1 protein-coding gene and 1 pseudogene are annotated in these 1,444 nt (G+C 59.2%); both read right to left on the bottom strand.

The features are described 5' to 3' along the window. Positions 1–38: 38 nt before the first annotated feature. Positions 39–935, bottom strand: coding sequence for a LysR family transcriptional regulator (locus Q0176_RS07080; RefSeq protein ID WP_299300722.1), 897 nt, complete (start codon positions 933–935; stop codon positions 39–41). A 276-nt stretch (positions 936–1,211) separates the two neighbouring features. Beyond that, positions 1,212–1,444: pseudogene (locus Q0176_RS07075) on the bottom strand (hypothetical protein); the annotation flags it as partial.

Below are 1,444 nucleotides of genomic sequence, written 5' to 3'. Positions count from 1 at the left end.
CAAACCATGCTTTTTGAGCATGATTGCACCTCCCTTCTTCATGACGCCGCGCGACAGGCCTGCAGCCTTTCCTGCAGTCTATCCCAGAACGTCCGGGCCGCCTTGGAGAGGACCTGATACTTTCTGCGAACGACGTTTAGGCGGGCCTCCAGCCTCGGGGCCAGCGGCCGGAACACAAACGGGCTGTCACCCGAGGTATTCAGGATCCCGTCGAGGCAGAGCGCGCAGCCGACTCCCTCCTCCACCAGCAGGGAGGCGTTGTAGAGCAAGTTGTAGGTCGCGGCGACGTTCAGCTCCTCGTACTCTCTCCCCAGCCAGCCCGAAAGCTCCCTTCCCTCCATCGCCTGACTCGACAGGATCAGGGGGAGACCCCACAGGTCCTCGAGACGCACCGCTTCGCGGGCCGCAAGTGGACAGTCCCTGCGCATCAGCACGCCCCATACGTCCGCGTCCGGCAAGGGCATGGCGTCGTACTTCTTCAAATCGGCGGGATCGATCAGGACCCCGAAGTCGAGAAGCCCCTTATCCAGGCGGTCGGTTACGGCCTCCGCATTTCCGCTGAAGAGGCGGAAGCAAACTTCCGGGTATTCCCTCCGCAGCTCCTCGGCCAGACCCGCGATCAGGCGCATGGCACAGCTCTCCCCTCCGCCGATGTGGACGTCGCCGCCGATGCCCCCGTGGGCATCCAGAAACTCCGACTCGGTCTTCTCGACCAAGCCGAGGATCTCCTCCGCTCGCCTCCGGAGGAGCATGCCCTCCTCCGTCAGGACGATCCTCCGGCTGCCGCGCAGAAAGAGCGTCTTGCCCAGCTCCTTCTCCAGACCCATGAGCTGCCTGGAAAGGCTGGGCTGCGAAAGGTGCAGAAAATCCGCCGCTCCCGATACCGTCCCCTCCCTGGCTACGGCGAGAAAATAGCGCAGAACGCGCAGTTCCATGAAATAGCCCCCTTTCGCGACGGAACGTCAGGTGTTATATATAGCTCAAAGACATGACATGACGTTTGACAAAAATATTTTACACGTTCGGAAGGGGAACGAACACCAAGCCAAGCCACCATACGCGCTCCGGTGCCCCCTCTGCCATGCGTCTCAGGCATTCACAAAGCTACGTTTTAGGCATTGGACATATCTCATGGGAACGTTTATCGTATAGGCAGTGAGGGCGGCAAAGGCGCCGCTCCAAAACCCGAAACAGAGACCTGCTAGAAAAAGTCAAGGGTTTAGTTGAGAAATGGCAGCAGGGGTTAAAAGTTTCTGTGGATTGTAGGGTTTCTGCGAAGTCAAGACGGCGTGAATTACCCTAAGAAGTTTCGTTCCGACGGCGGCTAAGGCCTGTTTGGGATGTTTGCCCCTGGCAATCATCCTGTCATAGAAATCCTTGAATACAGGATCGAAGCGTCGTGCGGCGTTAGCCGCCAGGTAGACGGCGCGGCGCAGGTATGGAG

Source organism: uncultured Fretibacterium sp. (genome assembly GCF_938040765.1).
GTDB lineage: Bacteria > Synergistota > Synergistia > Synergistales > Aminobacteriaceae > CAJPSE01.
Note: the sequence above shows the minus strand (reverse complement) of the source record. Positions and strands in the feature narration are given on the sequence as shown.